Origin of the sequence: Pseudomonas sp. FSL R10-1339, assembly GCF_009600545.1 — a bacterium.
Taxonomy (GTDB): Bacteria; Pseudomonadota; Gammaproteobacteria; order Pseudomonadales; family Pseudomonadaceae; genus Aquipseudomonas; species Aquipseudomonas bubulae.
The window spans coordinates 1-259 of record NZ_WIVQ01000327.1; the positions used below are offsets into that span (position 1 = coordinate 1).

Annotated in this window: 1 pseudogene; it reads right to left on the minus strand. The window is 65.6% G+C overall.

From position 1 onward, the window contains the following. Positions 1-259 (minus strand): annotated as a pseudogene (locus tag GHO03_RS24945) (magnesium chelatase); the annotation flags it as partial.

Below are 259 nucleotides of genomic sequence, written 5' to 3' on the forward strand. Positions count from 1 at the left end.
GGCCCGCGCTGCGCGCAGCCAGACCAGGTCGGCACGCATGCCATCCACCGCGGCGGCAAAACAGCGCTCAGTTACAACAGCCAGAGACTGATCATCCAGAGCGATGCTGCCCAGCCGTTCACGGGCCTGCTGGCAGCGCTCGCGCAAGGTCGTTTGCGCCTCATCCCATTGCGCGCAAAACTTCTGCGGATCAGCGTCAAAGGCCAGGCGCCGGCGGATGATTTCGCTGCGTTCTTCCGGTTGCGGCTGGCCGCTGAGC